This is a genomic window from Kribbella qitaiheensis (assembly GCF_014217565.1).
In the GTDB taxonomy this organism is placed as follows: Bacteria; Actinomycetota; Actinomycetes; order Propionibacteriales; family Kribbellaceae; genus Kribbella; species Kribbella qitaiheensis_A.
Window position 1 is genome coordinate 5,255,328 of record NZ_CP043661.1, and the last position, 17,256, is coordinate 5,272,583.

Annotated in this window: 18 protein-coding genes and 1 pseudogene; 6 read left to right on the forward strand and 13 right to left on the reverse strand. The window is 67.7% G+C overall.

Features of this window, described 5'->3' with window-relative positions; genetic code table 11:
• Positions 1 to 64: 64 nt before the first annotated feature.
• From F1D05_RS24970 to F1D05_RS24990, 6 genes and pseudogenes are all read right to left on the reverse strand, one after another.
• Complete coding sequence (locus tag F1D05_RS24970; RefSeq protein WP_185442896.1) at positions 65 to 760, reverse strand: hypothetical protein; 696 nt, start codon at positions 758 to 760, stop codon at positions 65 to 67.
• A complete protein-coding gene (locus F1D05_RS24975) occupies positions 709 to 1,590 on the reverse strand; it encodes a hypothetical protein (RefSeq protein WP_185442898.1) in 882 nt (293 codons plus the stop codon). Before F1D05_RS24975 ends, F1D05_RS24970 begins: the two co-directional genes overlap by 52 nt.
• Before the next feature lie 32 nt (positions 1,591 to 1,622).
• Positions 1,623 to 1,757, reverse strand: a complete 135-nt coding sequence (locus tag F1D05_RS42150) for a hypothetical protein (RefSeq protein ID WP_281388747.1) — start codon at positions 1,755 to 1,757, stop codon at positions 1,623 to 1,625.
• 126 nt (positions 1,758 to 1,883) lie between these two features.
• Positions 1,884 to 2,357, reverse strand: coding sequence for a bifunctional nuclease family protein (locus F1D05_RS24980; RefSeq protein ID WP_246485948.1), 474 nt, complete (start codon positions 2,355 to 2,357; stop codon positions 1,884 to 1,886).
• 164 nt (positions 2,358 to 2,521) lie between these two features.
• Positions 2,522 to 3,400, reverse strand: coding sequence for an NUDIX hydrolase (locus F1D05_RS24985; protein WP_246485949.1), 879 nt, complete (start codon positions 3,398 to 3,400; stop codon positions 2,522 to 2,524).
• A gap of 11 nt (positions 3,401 to 3,411) precedes the next feature.
• A pseudogene (locus F1D05_RS24990) lies at positions 3,412 to 5,572 on the reverse strand (RNA degradosome polyphosphate kinase).
• 67 nt (positions 5,573 to 5,639) lie between these two features.
• Here F1D05_RS24990 and F1D05_RS24995 point away from each other — a divergent pair.
• Entirely contained in the window at positions 5,640 to 6,692 is a 1,053-nt protein-coding gene (locus tag F1D05_RS24995) for an alpha/beta hydrolase (protein WP_246485950.1), read from the forward strand.
• A 3-nt stretch (positions 6,693 to 6,695) separates the two neighbouring features.
• Here the strand turns inward: F1D05_RS24995 and F1D05_RS25000 are convergent, their stop codons facing one another.
• The 3 genes from F1D05_RS25000 to mshD form a co-directional block, all read right to left on the reverse strand.
• Complete coding sequence (locus F1D05_RS25000) at positions 6,696 to 7,121, reverse strand: PKD domain-containing protein (RefSeq protein WP_185442900.1); 426 nt, start codon at positions 7,119 to 7,121, stop codon at positions 6,696 to 6,698.
• A 476-nt stretch (positions 7,122 to 7,597) separates the two neighbouring features.
• Positions 7,598 to 8,353: a DUF6318 family protein gene (locus F1D05_RS39415; protein ID WP_343066517.1), complete on the reverse strand. Its 756-nt coding sequence runs from the start codon at positions 8,351 to 8,353 to the stop codon at positions 7,598 to 7,600.
• A 3-nt stretch (positions 8,354 to 8,356) separates the two neighbouring features.
• Positions 8,357 to 9,292 carry a mycothiol synthase gene (gene mshD, locus F1D05_RS25010; protein ID WP_185442903.1) on the reverse strand — a complete coding sequence of 312 codons (936 nt, stop codon included), beginning with the start codon at positions 9,290 to 9,292 and terminating at the stop codon, positions 8,357 to 8,359.
• Between the two features lie 117 nt (positions 9,293 to 9,409).
• On the opposite strand from mshD, the gene F1D05_RS25015 reads away from it, so the two are divergent.
• On the forward strand, positions 9,410 to 11,176 hold the full coding sequence (locus tag F1D05_RS25015) for a bifunctional metallophosphatase/5'-nucleotidase (RefSeq protein WP_185442905.1): 1,767 nt from the start codon (positions 9,410 to 9,412) through the stop codon (positions 11,174 to 11,176).
• A 565-nt stretch (positions 11,177 to 11,741) separates the two neighbouring features.
• On the opposite strand, the gene F1D05_RS25020 is transcribed toward F1D05_RS25015, so the two are convergent.
• Together F1D05_RS25020 and F1D05_RS25025 are read right to left on the reverse strand one after the other, a co-directional pair.
• Positions 11,742 to 12,053: a hypothetical protein gene (locus F1D05_RS25020; RefSeq protein WP_185442907.1), complete on the reverse strand. Its 312-nt coding sequence runs from the start codon at positions 12,051 to 12,053 to the stop codon at positions 11,742 to 11,744.
• 563 nt (positions 12,054 to 12,616) lie between these two features.
• Positions 12,617 to 13,330 (reverse strand): response regulator transcription factor, encoded by a 714-nt coding sequence (locus F1D05_RS25025; protein ID WP_185442909.1) that lies wholly within the window; start codon positions 13,328 to 13,330, stop codon positions 12,617 to 12,619.
• A 160-nt stretch (positions 13,331 to 13,490) separates the two neighbouring features.
• On the opposite strand from F1D05_RS25025, the gene F1D05_RS25030 reads away from it, so the two are divergent.
• Positions 13,491 to 13,730, forward strand: a complete 240-nt coding sequence (locus tag F1D05_RS25030) for a MoaD/ThiS family protein (protein WP_185442911.1) — start codon at positions 13,491 to 13,493, stop codon at positions 13,728 to 13,730.
• A gap of 265 nt (positions 13,731 to 13,995) precedes the next feature.
• Here the strand turns inward: F1D05_RS25030 and arfB are convergent, their stop codons facing one another.
• Positions 13,996 to 14,421: an alternative ribosome rescue aminoacyl-tRNA hydrolase ArfB gene (gene arfB / locus F1D05_RS25035; protein ID WP_185442913.1), complete on the reverse strand. Its 426-nt coding sequence runs from the start codon at positions 14,419 to 14,421 to the stop codon at positions 13,996 to 13,998.
• Between the two features lie 118 nt (positions 14,422 to 14,539).
• A complete protein-coding gene (locus F1D05_RS25040; RefSeq protein WP_185442914.1) occupies positions 14,540 to 15,178 on the reverse strand; it encodes a TetR/AcrR family transcriptional regulator in 639 nt (212 codons plus the stop codon).
• A gap of 67 nt (positions 15,179 to 15,245) precedes the next feature.
• Between F1D05_RS25040 and F1D05_RS25045 the strand changes: the two genes are divergently transcribed.
• Genes F1D05_RS25045 through F1D05_RS25055 form a run of 3 tightly spaced genes read left to right on the forward strand, consistent with a single transcriptional unit; the run spans position 15,246 to position 17,217 of the window.
• Positions 15,246 to 15,740, forward strand: coding sequence for a cupin domain-containing protein (locus F1D05_RS25045; protein ID WP_185442916.1), 495 nt, complete (start codon positions 15,246 to 15,248; stop codon positions 15,738 to 15,740).
• Positions 15,741 to 15,784: 44 nt separating this feature from the next.
• Positions 15,785 to 16,264: a TlpA family protein disulfide reductase gene (locus F1D05_RS25050; RefSeq protein WP_185442918.1), complete on the forward strand. Its 480-nt coding sequence runs from the start codon at positions 15,785 to 15,787 to the stop codon at positions 16,262 to 16,264.
• A gap of 56 nt (positions 16,265 to 16,320) precedes the next feature.
• The gene (locus F1D05_RS25055; protein WP_185442920.1) at positions 16,321 to 17,217 is read left to right on the forward strand and encodes an RDD family protein; all 897 of its coding nucleotides are present in this window, start codon (positions 16,321 to 16,323) and stop codon (positions 17,215 to 17,217) included.
• Positions 17,218 to 17,256: the final 39 nt, after the last annotated feature.

Genomic DNA, 17,256 nt, shown 5'->3' on the forward strand with positions numbered 1-17,256 from the left:
ACTGAGTTAGGAGCGCTAACTCAGTGTCACCTGAAACACTCGTTGGTCACGTTCCGATGTCGAATCAGCGCACGGTCAGCGCCATCGTTCCCGTGGTGATGCCGCCGATGACCAGGCCGTTGAAGGTCGATGACGGTACTACGAAGCGGCACGCGTAGCTGCCGCGCGGAGGCGAAGGGAAGGTGAATTGGCCGGCGCCGTTCCCGACATAGACCCACTTGACCGAGACCCAGGCCTTGCCGTCCCACTTCTGCAACGTGGTCCGGACGTTGTTGGCCGGGCCGAGCCGGATGCTCGCCACCGCCTGCTTGACGCCCGTGGGGCTCGTCGTACTGACGACCTTCGCCGAGTTCAGCTTGTACTTCGTGGTGAAGTTCGCGGTCGGCGTCGCGCCCTCGAAGGCGCTCCCGGTGTCGGTGCCGGCCAAGGCGTCGTTGGAAACCGACGGCGCCAGCACTCGGTACTGGCGGGCGCCGATCGCGATGAAGGAGGCCTGGAAGGCGCCCGTCGCGTCCGGCCAGATGTTGGTGTCGACGGTGGCCCAGGCAGCACTCGAGCTGTTACGCGTCTGCAGCACGAGAGGCTGCGACCTGGGCGACCGGCGGACCGGCACCGGCTGACCTGCAGTACAGGCTCCTGCCGTGAGTACCTCGGCCTTGCCGCGCACGTGGATCAGGTCACCGAACACGGAAGTGGTCGGGAAGGAAATCAGCCCGGCCGTGAACTGGCCGACCTGGTCGGGCCAGTGGTCCCAGCCCATTCCTCGGTCGTCCGGGTCGACACCCGGTAGGGGAGGGAGTGCGCCGGCAGGGTCGTGGTCACCTTCTGTCCGGGGACCGCCGGGAGTTCTTGCCAATCGCAACCAACTGGCGCGCTGACGAGCGGGCGGGAGTTGTAAGGCAACGGAAGGTCAAGCGGGTCCGCGGGGGTGTCGTCCGAGCTCGTGACGATGTTCCAGCTCATCTTGAGCGTGCCGCCGGTGCTGGGCTGGGTTTGCAGGGTCGGCCGTGGCTTACCTGCCGCGCAGGCGCCGGGGCGGACCAGTTCGAGCTTGCCCTTCAGGGTGAGGGTCTGGTTGAAATTGGCGACGGACGGCAGGCTCAACGGCGTGACCGCCTGGCTGTCGATCTCCCAGGTCTCAACGCTGTCGCTGTTGCCCCACTCCTCGTTCGACCGGAAGCGCAGCTGGTGCGGCCGCGGCCGGTTGGCCATCGTCGTCGCGACGGTCGAGCCGGTCAGGTTGCCGACCTGCTGCCAGTCGCAACCGGTCGGGGTACTGACCAGCGGTCCACCCAGATGAGAGATCGGCAGGTCGAGTGGATCCGTCGCGTCGTCAGGGGTGCCGGTGTAGATCCAGGTCAACCCGAGCGTGCCGTCGGTGTTCGGCCGCAGCTCCTGGATGTAGCCGTCGAAGCGCAGGTCCGTGTCGAAGACTGCCGATGAGCCGACCAAGGTGTTCCAGGGCGAGGTGATCGCCCGCACGTCGATCCGGAGGCGCTCGCTGGTCGGGAAGGCGCTGACAGGGATGTCGACGGTCTCTGGCGCGGCCGCGCCGATCGTCACGGTGTGCGCAGGGCTGCCATGCAGCATCACCTGGAGTCGTTCGCCTTGTCGTCGGCGGGTCAGGCCACCCGGACGGCCTTGTGCGTGGCGTCGGCCCAGGCGATGGTGACCACTCCATCGGCGGCATGGGCCGGTACGGCGGTCAGTGTGGCGGCCAGCAGGCTCAGGGACAGTGCTGCGGCGGACTTGCGCATGGTGAGAACCCCCAGGGAGTAAGGCCTGGCGATCACCCCTGTCGCCAGCGTCGGCTGGAACCTAGCGCACGGGTCCGACAAATCGGTAAATGATTGCAGCTTGTTGCAGCGGACCGGCGGACGCGATCAGCTGGAGAAGTCTTCCGGGGCCACGCCGTCGAGGAACTGGCGGAAGCGTTCCAGCTCGGCCTGCTCTTCTTCCGGGGTGGCCACGCCGGCCTCGAGCAGCACCTTCTCGGTGCAGCGGATCGGCGTACCGAGTCTGACGGCTAGGGCAACGGAGTCGCTGGGGCGGGCGGAGACGCGGACGCCGTTGCCGAGCACGAGCTCGGCGTAGAAGACGGCGTCGCGCAGTTCGACGATCTCGACGGCCTCGATGTGGACGCCGAACGCCTCGATCAGGTCCCGCATCAGATCGTGGGTCAGCGGCCGGGACGGGCGCAGGCCCTGTTCCTCGTACGCGATCGCGGTCGCCTCGACCGAACCGATCGAGATCGGCAGGTACCGGTAGCCCTCGGTCTCGCGCAGCATCATCACAGGCGCCCGGTTGGGCGATTCCATCCGGATCCCGATCAGGGTGAGTTCTCGCATCGTCGTCATGGTGCGCCCGAACCTCTCCGTGAGCCGGCGCCCGGTGGGGCGCCCCTAATGCAGCCTCGGTAGGAACATACCCGCAAGGAACTCGGCTGACTCCGGCCACCGCCCCGCCGTCACCGTGTCTTGACGTAAACATGCTGTCACCAGCCGTGGCCGGCGGCAGTCGCTCAGGGCGCGCCGAAGCGTTCGTGGACGATCCGGCCGTCCGCGATCCGGTGGGCCACGACGAATGCGGCGGGTGCGTACTTGCCGACCGGCAAGCTGAGCTCGCGGGCAAGCGCGGGTAGTACGGGCCGGTGCGAACAGATCGCGGTGACCTTGCCGGGCCGCCACGCCTTGTCGCCGAGACCGCGCATCGCGTCCGGATCGGCCTCGTAGCCGCGCTCGGAGATCTCCCGATGTAGGTGGATCTTCTTGCCGATCGCCCCGGCGTACGGCGCGACCGTGGCCGCGCACCGCTCAGCGTCGCTGCTGAGAACCCGATCGACACCGAGAGCAGCCAGTACCGCGACGAGCCGCTCGGCCGTCGACTCTCCTTCCCCGGTCAGCGGCCGATCGGTGTCCTTGCGGTCCCACTCTTTACGCTTCACGGCCTCGGCATGCCGGATCAGCACCAGCGACGAGGTGACTTCGGCGCGGCCGTCGAGCAGATCGAGGATGTCGACGTCACGGGGATAGCTGAGCCTGCTCCGGGCCTTGTCGATGCCGAGCCAGTCGAGCTTGTCGACCTCGTCGTTCGGCTCGAACTCCCGCGCCTTGCCGTCGATCGCGGCAGACCAGTAGTGCACCATCTTCGGCACGGACCCGCCGTTCTTGCGGACCTCGTACCGCTGGATGCCGAGCGACGGGCCGAGGGTCACCCGCTGACCGGTCTCCTCCTCGATCTCGCGGTGCGCGGCCACCAGCACGTGCTCGTCCGGGACCAGCTTCCCCTTCGGGAGGGACCAGTCGTCGTACCGGGGGCGATGCACCAGCAGGACTTGGCGCTCGCCTCGCTGCTCCCGCCAGACGACGCCACCCGCGGCGATCACAGTCGCCGTACTCACAGACACCAACCCTAGGTAGTCGGATCCGTCTGGCGGCGACGGCCACGCGTGAGGATCAGACGTTCTTGCAGGTCGCGGAGTGGTTCGCCGTCCGCTCCGGTCAGCCGGGCCTGCCAGGTGTCGTCGGGCTGCAGCCACCACGACCCCACGGTGTCGTCGAAGCCGAGGTCGAACAGATCGTCCAGCTCGGTGACGTGGTCGGCCTCCTTCAACTGGACGAGCACCTCGACCCGGCGATCCAGGTTGCGGTGCATCAGGTCGGCCGAGCCGATCCAGACCTCCGGTTCGCCGCCGTTCTCGAACCAGAACACCCGGCTGTGCTCGAGGAACCGGCCGAGGACGCTCCGGACCCGGATGTTGTCGGACAAACCGGGGATGCCGGGCCGGATCGTGCAGATGCCCCGGATCCACAGATCCACCGGTACGCCGGCTTGCGACGCGCGGTACAGGGCGTCCGAGAGGGCCTCGTCGACCAGGCTGTTCACCTTGATCCGCACGCGCGCGGGGCGACCCGCGAGGTGGTGCTGGACCTCGCGCTCGATCCGCTCGAGCAGACCACGCCGTACGGACTGTGGTGCGACCAGGAGCCGCCGGTAGCCGCTGCTGCGGCCGAACCCGGACAGGTGGTTGAACAGGTGCGCGATGTCCTCGGTGACCACCTTGTCGCTGGTCAGCAGGCCGAGGTCCTCGTAGAGCCGCGCGGTCTTCGGGTGGTAGTTGCCGGTGCCGATGTGGACGTAGCGGCGAAGACCGTCCGGCTCCTCGCGGACCACCATCGACAGCTTGCAGTGCGTCTTGAGCCCGATCACGCCGTACACGACGTGGCAGCCGGCATGTTCGAGCTGGCGGGCCCATTTGATGTTCGCCTGCTCGTCGAAGCGCGCCTGGATCTCGACCAGCACCAGCACCTGCTTGCCGGCCTCGGCGGCGTCGATCAGCGCGTCCACGATCGGGGAGTCACCCGACGTCCGGTAGAGCGTCTGCTTGATCGCCAGCACGTGCGGGTCGGCCGCGGCCCTGCTCGATGAAGCGCTGCACGCTCGTGGAGAACGAGTCGTACGGGTGGTGCACGAGTACGTCGCGCTGCTTGAGCGCATGGAACAGATCGGCCGGGTTGGAGGTCTCCACCTCGGCCAGGTGCGGGTGGGTCGACGGGACGAATGCCGGGTACATCAGCTCGGCCCGGTCCAGCGCCGCGATCGCGAACAGCCCGCGCAGATCGAGCGGGCCGGGCAGCTTGAACACCTCGGCGTCGGTGACGCCGAGCTCGGAGACCAGCAGCGACAGCACCTGCGGCTCGATCGACTCCTCGACCTCGAGCCGGACCGGCGGCCCGAACTTGCGCCGCAGCAGCTCCTTCTCGAGCGCGGCGAGCAGGTTCTCGGCGTCGTCCTCCTCGACCTCGAGGTCCTCGTTGCGGGTGACCCGGAAGGTGTGGACCTGGGTCACCTCCATGCCCGGGAAGAGCTGGCCCAGGTGAGTGGCGATGACGTCCTCGAGCGGGACGAACCGGTCGTCGGCGACCCGGACGAACCGGGGCAGCAGCGGCGGCACCTTGACCCGGGCGAAGTGCTCGCCACCGGTGTCCGGGTTCCGGACCACCACGGCCAGGTTGAGCGACAGGCCGGAGATGTACGGGAACGGGTGGGAGGGGTCGACGGCCAGCGGAGTCAGCACGGGGAAGACCCGGTCCTTGAAGAACTTCGTCATCCCCTCCCGCTCCGACGTGTCCAGCTCGTCCCAGCGGAGGATCTCGATACCCTGCTCGGTCAGAGCGGGCTGCACCGTCTTCCGCCACGTCTCCGCCTGCCGGTCCATCAGCTCCCGGCTCCGGGTCAGGCTGCGATCGAGTACCTCGCGAGGCATCAGCCCGCTGGCGGCCTTGACCGCCACCCCGGCCGCGATCCGGCGCTTCAGCCCGGCGATCCGGACCATGTAGAACTCGTCCAGGTTGCTGGCGAAGATGGCCAGGAACTTGGCCCGCTCCAGCAGCGGGACGCGCTCGTCCTCGGCCAGCTCGAGCACGCGCTGGTTGAACGCGAGCCAGCTCAGCTCGCGGTCCGAGAACCGGTCCGGTGGGAGATCGCCGGCCTCCGCGATGTCGTACGGGGGCTCGACGTCGTACTCCCGGTTGTGCGACGCCAACAAGTCTCCAGCCACGTGGACCAGCATCCCATCCTTGGGTGAACAGCAGGTTGCCTAGGCGGCGAGCCGGGACTTGTTGCTAGCGTCACTCCTTGTGAACCGACGAGTGGACACCCTGCTGCGAACCGCGCTGGACACGGTGCAGGGCAACGCCCTGAAGCCGGTGACGGTGCTGCCCCGGGCGCTCCGGCACCGCCTGGCCGGGGCTCCGATCCAGATCGACGGCAACGTCCTGGACCCCGATCTCCAGCTCCTGCTCCGGCTGGAGAACTTGTTGCCGTCATCAATGAAATCGGTCGCCGGCGCGCGGACCAACCTGATCAGGATGTCCAAGCTGGTCGCCGGGAACCCGCGTGAACTACAGCGCGTGACCGAACTCACGGTCCGCGGCGCCGATGGTCAGCTCGGCGCCCGCCTCTACGTGCCCCGTACCGCGGGTCGCGGGTTGCTCGTGTTCTTCCACGGCGGCGGGTGGGTTGTCGGCGACTTGGACAGCCACGACGCCTACTGCCGCGACCTGGCTTCGGAGGCCGGCGTACGCGTGTTGTCGGTCGACTACCGGCTCGCGCCGGAGGCGGAGGCGCCGGTCGCGGCCGAGGACGCCATCGCCGCGTTCAGTTGGGCTGTCGAGCACGCCGAAGACCTCGGCGCGGACCCCGCACTGGTGGCCGTCGGTGGAGACAGTGCCGGAGGCAACCTTTCCGCGGTGGTCGCCCAGCAATGCGTACTGCGCGGTCTCCCGTCGCCGGCACTCCAGTTGCTGCTCTACCCGGCCGTCGACCTGGTCGGCCGCCGCCCGAGCCGGGACCTTTTTGGCGAGGGCTTCTTCCTCACCGAGGAGGACATCATCTGGTACCGCGAGCACTACACACCGGACCCGGCCATCCGTCCGAACCCGCTGGTCTCGCCGATCTTCACCAAGGACCTGTCCGGCCTGGCCCCGGCCCACATCGTCACCGCCGGCTTCGACCCGCTCCGCGACGAAGGCAACGAGTACGCCGAACTGCTGGCCGCGGCAGGAGTCCAGGTCACCCACGTCTGCGAACCCGGCATGGTCCACGGCTTCGCCAGCATCCTCGCCCTGGGCGGCGAAACCCGAGCGGCTCAACTCCGCATAGCCACCCGCCTACGCGAAGCCCTCACCTGACCTTCAGCGCTGCGGATCCACCAACACAGGCACAGCCTCCCGCACCAGCAGCCCCGTAGCAGGCCCGGCAATAGCCACAGTCCCCTCCACGTACTGCCACCCGGTGCCGGCCACGCTGTACCGAGCCGCGTAATTCGTAGTGAGCGTCACGCTGACGTCCCCACGCTTCAAATACTTGTGCGTAATCTCTTTGGCCGGATACGCCTTCCCCGGCGAGGTCGTCGTCACCGACTTCCCATCCCCAAAATTCCAGATATAGCTCATCGGCGTAGCCTCAACCACCACCGCAAACCCCAGCAAACTAACGGTATTCACCGACACCTTGCTCTGATCCGTATAAACAATGGTGTCCAGATTGACCAGCGTCCGCGCCTTGGGCTGCACCTTCACTCCAAGCCCCGGGAACAACACATCCTTGTACTCCGCCAAAAGCTGCTCCCACGTAACATCCTGAGGCCGAGGCAACCGCCGAACCACCCCACCCGGCGGCGGCGTAACCCCCGGCCGATCCGGCGTAAACGGCTGACACCTGGTAGGCCCAGGAACAGTCCCATCAGCCCCCACCCGCCCACAAACCCCAATATTCAACCTGAAGTCGTCTCGGGTCAGTGGCCTGGTCAGGTTTTTAGCATCCACGACGGTGGGGATGTGCTTAGCAACCTTGCCGCGCTGAGGCAGTGCCTTCGGGCGGTTGCCGTTGAGCCGGCCATCGACCTTTGTCCTCCCCTTCACCAATATGCCGTCCTTCGTCGGATCGACGCTGACGTCAGGTGGTCTGGGAGTGGTCACAGCCTGCGGAGCGACCTGTTGATCTGCCGGGCGAGAGGCTCCGGCAGGCTGCACCCAGAATGCGCATGCAGCAACCAACAGACTGGCCACCGGCAACGTGCACCAGATCGATGCCCTCATTGCTCGACTTGCTTCATCTCGTACATCACCCAGCTACCGCTCTGAGGTGACAAGGCGAGCTCTCGCGTGTATGTCCTCGCCTTGCTCGTGAACGGAGTGGCCGTCGGCGTCGGACGGCTGACGTATTGGCCCACGCTGACAACGGCTGAGCCGCCGAGACGACCATTCTGGCCGCGGACGAGCTCGGAGACCTCTTTGAGTCGTTCGTGGTAGTCGCCAGTCAGGAGACCATTGGCCGCATTCGACTTCTGCACGAAGTCGGCATATGCCTTGCAATTCTCGCAGCCGGCCTCGCTTGCGCTGAGCAGTCCGGTGCTGTCGCCGGTGTCAGATGCGTAGTTCATTAAATCGCTGTAGTACCTGACAAAGGCCTCGGCGGACGCGAGGGTCAGGCCCGTGGCACCGGAGGGTCGCTCGGGTGGGCTCGTAGGTGCCGGTGTGGACGGTGTCGAGCTAGTGCCGGGGGCCGACGAAGTCGCTGACCTGTCTGGGCGGCCTGCGTCGGGGCTGCCTCCGGTGCAGGCGGTTAGGGCGAGCGTGGCTAGACAGGCCAGGGTTAGGGCGGTGGGCCTGTTGCGGGTAGTCACGGGGGTCACCTCTCCGTAGTCGACCACGATCGTAACTGAGCGTGGGATCGCTAGGGATGGCCAGAGACGCAGGCTGTGGATAAGTGGTTGGGGGCCAGGAGCCGCCCGGCTGGGGGGTGAGTGGCTCGGGCGGCTCCTGGTTAGTGGTGGGACGGAGGTGGGCACGGGTTATGACGCGATGTGAGCAGATGAATCCGGTGTGAGACCGTTCACAGGCGCGAATTGGACGTCCAGGGCGGCGGTTTCGAAGCCGAGTTTTGTGTACAGAGAGTGCGCAGCGGTATTGGTGCCGTCGACGTACAGGACCACCGACGCGAGTCCGCGGTCCTCCTGGAGGTGGCGGACACCCTCCAGCGTCAGCGCCTTGCCGAGGCCCGTGCCCTGGTGCGAAGGAGCGACGCCCACCACGTACACCTCGCCGAACGGCGCCTCGCCCTCGTCGTCGTGGACCTTTGTCCAGTGGAAGCCAGCCAGTTCGCCCGAGGCGTCGTCCACAGCGAGGAAGAAGCCGGCCGGGTCGAACCACGGTTGGTGTAGCCGGTCCGTCAGGTCCGACTGGTCCCAGCCGCCCTGCTCCGGGTGATGCGCGAAGGCCGCCGCGTTCACGGCGAGCCATGCTGCGTCGTCCTCGCCCGGTATGAACGCCCGTACCGAGACCCCAGCCGGCCAGACAGCAGCCGGCAGGGGAGCGCTCGGCCGCCGGAGGAAGTAGAGCTCCCGAGCGACCTCAAGCCCCAGTTGAGCGGCAAGCTCGTCGGATCCGGGGAGCCTCCCATGGGCCCACACGTGAAGCCGCGAACCACCGTGGTCGAGGAGAATCCGAAGCAGCGAAGTACCGAAGCCCTGGCGTCTGTACTGCGGGGAGACCACCAGTTCGGCGGATCCATCCGCCCCTAGCGCCCCGTATCCGGCGAGGTCGGTCGCGCCCGGATCCCCGGCGTACGCGAGGACGTGGACGTCGCCCCGGTGTTCACCGTCCAGGTGGAGCAGTGTCTGTTCGGACAGCGGATTGACGCCGTCGCTCTGTGCGGCCGAACGAGCGAGTTCGGTGACGGCGGCGGCGGTGGCCGAGGGCAACGGGGAGGGTACGGCTTCGAGTGTCACCTGAATACCGTAAAAGGTCCCGGTCAGTTCACTGTCAGGGCCTTGGTGTGCCGCGCCAGGTCGGGTAATTTTCGGGCACCGCACACCAGCGGCGATCGAAACGACGACGGAGAAGACATGGCCTTCACAGGACGAGACAAGAAGTGGCTGAGGGGACCCCGGGCCGTCGGCCTGGTGGCCGCGGGAGCCGCTGTGGTGCTCGGGCTGGCCACGGGGGGAACCGTGACCCAGGCTGCGCCGGCGAAGCCCAAGCCGACGCACACCCAGATTCAGCTGCTCGCGATCAACGACTTCCACGGCAACCTCGCGCCGAACCCGGCGACCAGCTCGAGCGGCAACGTGAACGGCACGCCCGCGGGTGGCGCGGAGTACCTGTCGACCCAGCTGGACCTGCTGCGACGGTCCGCCCGGGCGCAGGGCCAGGACACCGCCACGGTCGCCGCCGGTGACCTGATCGGCGCTTCGCCGCTGCTCTCGGCCGCGTTCCACGACGAGCCGACCATCGAGGCGATGAACGCGATGGGTCTGGATGCCACCTCGGTCGGCAACCACGAGTTCGACGAGGGGTACAAGGAACTTCTGCGGATGCAGAAAGGCGGCTGTCTGAACGACGGCGACGGCCAGAACAACCAGAACTCCTGCCCGGACCACAAGTTCAAGGGCGCGGACTTCAAGTACCTGTCGGCGAACGTGTTCTACGAGAACACCGCGAAGACCCTGTTCGCGCCGTACACGGTGAAGAAGTTCCGTGACGGCCAGAAGGTCGCCTTCATCGGCATGACGCTGGAGAACACCCCGAACATCGTCACCAAGTCCGGCGTCCAGGGCCTGGCCTTCAAGGACGAGGTGGAGACCGCCAACGCGCTGGTGCCGAAGCTGAAGCAGCAGGGCATCGAGGCGATCGTGGTGCTGCTGCACGAGGGCGGTCTGCCGGCCGACCCGAAGGCATTCAACAGCTGCCCGGGCGTCTCCGGTCCGATCCTCGACATCGCCAAGAACCTCGACCCGGCGATCGACGCGATCCTTTCCGGCCATACCCACCAGTCGTACAACTGCTCGTTCCCCGACCCGGCAGGCAAGCCGCGGCTCGTCACCAGCGCGTCCTCGTTCGGCAAGATCGTCACCGAGGTCCGGCTGAGCATCGACAACACCACGCACGACGTGGACCGGCTGAACACGATGGCGAACAACCACATCGTCACCCAGGACGTGCCGAAGGACCCGCGGCTGACCAAGCTCATCAGCGGCTACCAGACGCTGGTCGCGCCGATCGAGTCCAAGGTCATCGGTCACATCACCACCCCGTCGGTGGTGAAGACGCCGGACGACTCGGGTGAGTCCCCGCTGGGCAACCTGATCGCCGACGGGCAACTGGCCGATCCCTCGACCATCACCAACAACAAGACGCCGGTGGTGGCGTTCATGAACCCGGGCGGGATCCGGGCCGACCTCGCCTCGACCGGAGGCGCCGTCACCTACGGCAGCGCGTTCACCGTGCAGCCGTTCAACAACTACCTGGTCTCGATGGACATGACCGGGACCCAGATCAAGGCGCTGCTGGAACAGCAGTTCTCCGGCGTCAACCAGACCGCGAACAAGGTGCTGCAGATCTCCGGCATCACCTACACCTACAGCCCGGCCGCGACGCCGGGTGCCAAGGTGGTCGCGGGCTCGATCAAGATCGCGGGCCAGCCGTTGGTCGACGCGACGACGTACCGGATCGTCACGAACAACTTCCTCTCCGACGGCGGTGACGGCTTCCCGGCCTTCACCACCGCGACGGACAAGTTCTTCGGCGGCCTCGACATCGACGCCTTCGCCAACTACCTCACCGCCCACGACCCGTACACCCCAGGCCCGACCGACCGCATCAGCATCTCCTGACCCGGAACCGGCGTGCGGGTCAGGACTTCCCGACCCGTACGCCGGTACGCCGGTACGCCGACCGTTCGCCCTGCTCCCATCCAGGAGGCCCGGCCTTCCGGCGCCGCCCCCACCACGAGCCCCGGGGGTCGGACCTGCTCTCACCATGTGCACCGTGCGGTCGAACGCCATGTGCACCGTGCGGTCGAACGCTCTCGCCAGGTGCTCCGGGCGATCCGACCCGCTCCACCCGAGCGCCCGGCGGCCTGCCCGCCTCGCGATCAAGGCCCAGTGCGTCGCCGGTTGCAGTCGCCTGCTTCGGCCGCTACCCAGCGCATTCCTTGTGCGCCGGCTGAGTGTTCTGGGCCGATCACGCGCTCGAGCGGTGCACCAAGGCGCGGAATTCCTGCGTCGGTTGCCGGCTCGTGGGCATCCGGTGCGCTTTTCTGGTGGCGGAATGCCTTAGTTGGTTCCCGAAGACGCCCGTACTGCGAGGGCGGGGCGACGCGTGGTCGACTCAGCGCTGCGTTCGGCGGCCTCCCGCCGGTCGATGCCTCAGCGTGCGCGGCGGGCGACTGGGGTTGAGCTAGATCAGGAATCTGAGGATTACGAAGGTCAGGGCGAGGGCGGTGGAGAGGGCTGCCTTTCCGGAGCCGAGGCCGCGGCGGAGGAGGGCGGCGCCGAACACCGCGAAGGTGAGCGGGACCAGCATGATCAGCAGGGTTACGCCCGCCGCGTGGACGCCGACGTGGGCGCGGCCGATCAGGACCAGGCCGAAGATCAGCGCGAACGTGAGACCGAGCCAGGTCGTGGTCTGGATCGGGCCGTCAGCGGTGCGGTCGCCGCGGTGCGATGCGCGGGTCGCGCGGCGGTGCGAAGTCGGAGCAACGTGCGCCATCGGTCACCTTCCGTGAAAAGACCGAATACGCACGGTAGCAGCAAAAACACACCCTGGTCCAAGGTAGTTTCCCCACCCGCTCCGCAACCCCGCCACCCACCGCGCAGGAGCGGCGCTCCCACCCGACGAACCCCGCAGGGGGAGGCGCCGTGACGCGCCTAACGACCGCGCGGGAGCGGAGTTGGCGCCTGAACCACCCGCGCGTAGGCGTTGCTGCAGACCGATTGGACCGTGCGGGAGCGGCGCCGTGACGCCGTGCTTGCCGCGCGGGAGTGGTGCTGATTCCGTGCTTACCTGCGGCAGCGGCGCCGTGACGCCGTGCTTGCCGCGCGGGAGTGGTTCTGATTCCGTGCCGATCGCGCGGTGCTGACGATCGACCGACAGCGCGGAAGTGCTGCTGACGACCTGCCGGAGCGGCGGGGCGGTGCTCGCGCCTACCTGCCGCGTGGAAGCGCCCGCATGCCGTGCTGGTCGTGGCTGTCGCGCGCGAGGGTGGGAACCGTTCGGCACCGCCTGCCGACCGCGGGGGAGCGGTGTTGGCGACCTGCAAATGGCGGCGGGGGTTAGACGGTGGAGTCGGCTGTTTCTCGTTGGGGGGTGGTGGGGGGGATCACGAAGCGGTAGCCGACGTTGCGGACGGTGCCGATGAGCGATTCGTGCTCGGGGCCGAGCTTGGCGCGGAGGCGGCGGACGTGGACGTCGACCGTCCGGGTGCCGCCGAAGTAGTCGTAGCCCCAGACTTCCTGGAGCAGCTGCTCCCGCGTGAACACCCGTCCCGGGTGCTGTGCGAGGAACTTGAACAGCTCGAACTCCTTGTACGTGAGGTCGAGCGCGCGCCCGTTCAACTTCGCCGTGTACGAGGCCTCGTCGATCACCACGTCACCGCTGCGGATCAGCGAGGTGTCGGGGTCCTCGTTGCGGATGGCGGCAAGGCGGCCGATGACGAGCCGGAGCCGGGCCTCGATCTCGGCCGGGCCGGCCGTGTCGAGCAGGACGTCGTCGGCGCCCCAGTCGGCGTTCACCGCGGTCAGACCGCCTTCGGTGACGACCAGGAACAGCGGTACGTCGATGCCGGTGGTGCGGATCAGCCGGGACACCCCTCGGACCGTGACCAGGTCACGGCGGGCGTCCAGCAACACGGCATCCGCGTCGGGGGCGTCCACCAGGGCGGCGACCTCGGAGGGCAGGATCCGGATCTGGTGGGGCAGCAAAGCGAGCGAGGGCAGCACCTCGGTAGAGGCCTGCAGCGCGTTCGTCAGCAGAAGCAACGTGCTCACGCTGTCTCCTTGTGCGGGTCGTCGGGTCCCTGGTGAGAGATCCGGTCCTTTTGCACGTCAGGCCCCAGCGGCGTCATTGCCGGGGGCCCGAGACACACTGGTGGAACAGCAAGCTGACATAATACCGGAAGACTTAACCGATTAGTGAGGCCCTACTCAAATGCCGGAAGTCACCATCAGGTACTTCGCCGCCGCGCGCGCAGCGGCGGGCGAGTCCACGGCGACCGCGCGAGCGAGTTCGGTGAAGGAACTCGTCGGTGCCGTTTCGGCCGACCGGCCCGAGCTGGCCCGCGTCCTCGGGATCTGCAGCTTTATGGTCGACGGCGAGCGGGTCGACCTTGACACACACCTCCACGAAGGCGCCCTCATCGACGCCCTCCCACCCTTCGCCGGCGGCTGACCCCAGCTCTTCCCGGCCGAACTGCACAGCGGCTGTAACGGCCGTTGGTTTCCGGCCTGGCGCCCTGCGGAAGGGCGGCAGGCTCGGGGAGGCGGGTGACATCGCCGATGCGGTGTTGTTCCTCGCGAGTGCGGGGAGTGCGTACGTCACGGACAGATCCTCGATGTCGCCGGTGGCTGAGCGAGGTGGTGTCCGCGCCACCTGTTCTTCCTTACTGTGTTTATCCGTGGACCTGGTCTGGAGGGCTTGGAATGACCGGCAGGGGTTAGTCGTTCGGGCGGCCGCGGAGGCGTTTGGTCTCGCTGCGGCGGCGCTTGTCGTCGGCGCGGCGGCGCATCGCGTTCTTGCTCGGCCGGGTCGGCCGGCGGGGTCGTGGTGGCGCGGCGATCGCTTCGCGGAGGAGGTTCGCCAGCCGGATCCGGGCGGCTTCGCGGTTGCGCCATTGAGAGCGTTGCTCCGAGGCGGCGATGGTCAGTACGCCGTCGACCAGGCGCGAGGCGAGGCGGTCCAGGGCCCGCTCACGGAACACCTCGTTCAGCGCGTTGCTCGTAGCGACGTCGAAGCTGAGCTCGACCCGGCTGTCGGTGGTGTTGACGGACTGGCCACCGGGCCCACTGGAACGCGAGAAGCGCCATTCCAGTTCCGATTCGGGGATCACCACCCCTGCCCGCACCACCAGCCCGCTGTCCATACCCCTATTCAACCGGAAATCGCGTACCGCCAGCACTCATTAACCAGCGCCGCGAGACATCCCTCACGCCGCCAGCCAAAAGCCGTCAGCAGGTTGATAAGTGCCGGCCGTACGGGGGTTAGTTCGCCGTGGCCGTGTTGCCGATGGTCTCCGGAGGCAGGCGACCAGCGAGCGCAGCGTGGAGCATCGACTGGGCGGACCAGGTCATCGTCTCGACGGCGTCGTCGCGGGACAGGCGGGCGATGTCGGTCAGCCAGCTGAGGGCTTCGATGCCGACGGCGGAACGGATCGCGACCGCGAGCCGACGGATCGCCTCGTCGCCGAGCTCGTCCCGAAGCGGCGCCAGGGCTTCTTCGAACCAGCCGATGGCACGTCCCTGTCGCAGCGGTAGTTCTGCCCGCTCGGCAGGATCGGCCTCGAGGGAGAGCCGGAGCATCGTTCGTTGCTGGGCCTCGGTCTCGAGGATCAGGCCCGTGAAGGTCCGGATCGCCAGGGCCAGTCGGCTCGCGACATCCGGCGGTGGATCGGCCGGGAGCATCGAGGTCGCGCCGGTCTCCGGATGGGCGGCGGCGAGCAGTGTGCGCTGGTTGGGGAAGTAGCGATAGGCGGTGGGGCGGGAGATCCCAGCGGCTGCGGCCGCCTCCTCGATGGTTGGTGCCACTCCGGTGGCGACCAGCGCTTTCGCCGCCTGGACCAGGGCGTCCCGGGTCCGCTGCTTCTGCCTGCTCCGGCCGCCGGCCTCGTACGGTGTTGACACAGCGCTGATGATACCGCAGTCTCGTGGTGAGATCAGAGTCTCACGAACTTGGGAGGCGGGGAGAACGATGGCTGTGAGCAAGCTGCGGGCTGCGATCGTCAGGGCGGCCGATGAAGGGGACAAGCGCTGGTTCTTCGGCGGCGGGGCGCATCGCTGGATGGCCACCGCGACGGAGACCGATGGGGCCTATCTGTTGTTCGAGGACGAGATGGAGCTGGGCAAGACGACGCCGCTGCACCTGCATCCGGAGGCCGACGAGTCCATGTACGTCCTGGACGGCCGGATCCTGATGTACCTGGACGGCGAGCAGCGCGAGGTCGGTCAGGGCGGGCTGGTGCTGGTTCCGCGGGGGATGCCGCATGCGTTCCTGGTGGTCTCGGAGACTGCCCGGGTGCTCTGCCTGCTCACCCCTGGCATCGGTCAGGAGTTCTACTGGGGTGCGAGCGAGCCGTTCGATCCGGATCAGCCCGGGGTGGTCGATTTCGGCCGGATCCAGGCCTCCGCGGCGGCCAACGGCGGCATCGAGATCCTCGGTCCGCCGCCGTTCGGGTCCAAGGGATGAACTGCCGGTTGAGCTGAAAGACCACCGACGTACTCTGGATTGTTGTGAGCCCAGGGATCATCGTTCTCGTCTGTGCGGTCGCCATCGGCGTCGGTCTCAGCGTGTTCAAGTCCCGGTTCGACGGACGCTTCCGGGGGACGCACCCGGTGAGGAAGGCAACAGTGCGAGCTGGTTCTGTCCCTGCTGAAGAGGCCGACGACCAGGTCCGGCTGACCGCGGCGGATCTCGGCGTCGAGCTCGGCCGGCGGGCGACGCTGCTGCAGTTCTCGTCCGCGTTCTGCGCGCCCTGCCGCGCGACCCGGCGGACGCTCGCCGAGATCGAGTCGATGGTTGAGGGCGTCCAGCACATCGAGTTGGACGCGGAATCGCATCTCGACCTGGTCCGCCGGCTGGACATCCTCCGTACGCCGACGGTGCTGGTCCTCGACGCGACCGGCGCCATCGTGACCCGCGCCAGCGGCCAACCGCGCAAGCCCGACGTGATCGCCGCCCTCGGCGCAGCAGTCGACCACCAGCCGCACTGACCCCGCATCCGGTTGGTGATTGTTCAGACGACCTCGGAGTAAGCGATGCTGTGCCGGTGAGCTTTCCGCATGGCTGGTACGACGATCCGAAGGACCTGTCCTCGCAGCGGTACTGGGACGGCAACGCGTGGACGGATCATCGCCGCCCGCGCCCGGGGCCGCCGCCGTACCCGGGTGAGTTCGGCCAGGCCCAGCCGGAACAGCAGCACGGGCAATCGCAGCAGCTAGGCCAGCCGCAGCAGGCAGGTCAGCAGCAATACGGCCAGCCGCAGGGTGCCCCGCAGTACGGGCAGCAGTTCGGGCAGTCTCAGCAGGGCCAGCCGCAATACGGACAGCCGCAATACGGGCAGCAGCAGTACGGGCAGCAGGGGTTCGGGTATGGGCCGCGGGTGCCGGCGACGCCGGACGGCGTGCCGTTGTCGGGCTGGTGGAAGCGGGTCGGCGCGCGGATCCTGGACGGGCTCATCGTGCTCGTCGTGAGCCTGCCGCTCACCGGCTACTTCTGGTACCACTACATGAAGGCCGCGCTCGACTACGAGAGCGACCTGTTCGACCAGGCGCGGGCGGGCCAGTCGCCGAAGTTCAACACGACGCTGCCGTGGGACGTCTACAAGTGGATCCTGCCGGCGACCCTGATCGCGATGGTTCTGTACTTCGTCTACGAGTTCTTCTTCCTCACCCGCAGCGGTTCGACGCCCGGTAAGAAAGCAGTCGGCATCAGCGTCCGGCTCCGCGACGTTCCCGGTCCGCCGCCGGCAGTCGCCGTCTTCAAGCGCTTCGGCCTGTACGCCGCGCTCGGTGTCCTCGGCGCGATCCCGCTGATCGGCAACCTGTTCGGTCTGCTCGGGCTGCTCGACTACCTCTGGCCGCTGTGGGACGACAAGAAGCAAGCGCTGCACGACAAGGTCGCGGGCACCAACGTCGTCGTCGGCCATCAGCCCCGGCACCGCTGACGCACAAGCGGTCACCGAGCGTGGCGCTGTTCACATAAT